Below are 1,072 nucleotides of genomic sequence, written 5' to 3'. Positions count from 1 at the left end.
GTTCCATTTTGATTTGTGCTTGAGTATGATATGCCGGCTGCGTGCCATGATCTGGGGCATGGTCTCGCCATTCTCCATCCTCTCCGGTTCCCATTGTCCGATCAGTTCGCGTTCTTCTTTTGACTTTGCTTCCTTTCGCTTCTGACGATGCTCCCTGATTGCCTTGTTCTCGGCATCGAGTACCTCCCAACGGTGTCGTATCCTCAGCTGGTCAACGGCTTCGGATATGAGCTGCTGGACATGAAACCGGTCATTGACAAGCGATGCGCCGGGAAACACGTTTCTGACAGTCAGCATCATGGCTGAAGAAAGGTCTGTAGTAACCGTTTTCACCTTAAGGCGCTGCCTCAAAGGAACTTTTCGCAGTATTGCCGACACTGTGTCACTTGCCACGCCACGAACCATTGCCGCAAGAGCCCCTTTGCCTCCATGCGCGTCCTTGTTGGTCAGTATGGTATAGACATCGCCATTACTAAGACAGGTCTCGTCAAGACTCATGTCCGCGCCGAAATTTTCAGGATACAATATGTATTCATCGGCATGGTCAAGCTGGTCCCACAACCGATAGCCACTGATCACATCCTTGTATTGCTTGCGCAGTGTCTGTCCGTTCAGACCGTTGCGTGCGGCAAGAGTGGAGATGCTGACCGGGGTGCTTTCAATCTCCCTCTTTTAAAAAGGCGACGAACTCGGCGTTAAGCCTTGTGCCGTCGAACTCGGAGATGTCCCACTGATAACTGAATATCTCGCCGGTGGACTTGTCCATCCACTTTCGCTTCCGCACATGCAGGTATGTGGCACGCCCCCTTATGGGATAATCCTGTATGGTGCGGTAATCACCAAAACCGTAGGATATTATCTCTTTGTTATACTTATCTTCGGAAAGTTGCTCTTTCTTTTCGTCAAGCCATATATCAAAGCGGGTATCGCTTTTTTCAAATCGATTGATGTCGAAGTTGTCTATCAGGACTTCGGGAAGGATTGCTCTGAGCAGTTGATCTGGTTTCATTGTGCAAAGATAACACTATACTCTTGATACTCTCTCCCGCCCACCGGAAAAATCCGCTGACCC

Annotated in this window: 2 protein-coding genes; both read right to left on the bottom strand. The window is 49.7% G+C overall.

Going from position 1 to position 1,072, the window contains the following annotated elements; translation table 11 throughout:
- Positions 1–663, bottom strand: a 663-nt coding sequence (locus MoGM_RS07325; protein WP_146078682.1) for a transposase, incomplete at its 3' end; no start/stop codon positions are given.
- A complete protein-coding gene (locus MoGM_RS07320) occupies positions 659–1,009 on the bottom strand; it encodes a transposase family protein (protein WP_104369438.1) in 351 nt (116 codons plus the stop codon). The genes MoGM_RS07320 and MoGM_RS07325, both read right to left, overlap by 5 nt.
- Positions 1,010–1,072 lie beyond the last annotated feature (63 nt).

This window comes from Prevotella sp. MGM1 (assembly GCF_002933775.1).
Taxonomy (GTDB): Bacteria; Bacteroidota; Bacteroidia; order Bacteroidales; family Bacteroidaceae; genus Prevotella.
Note: the sequence above shows the minus strand (reverse complement) of the source record. Positions and strands in the feature narration are given on the sequence as shown.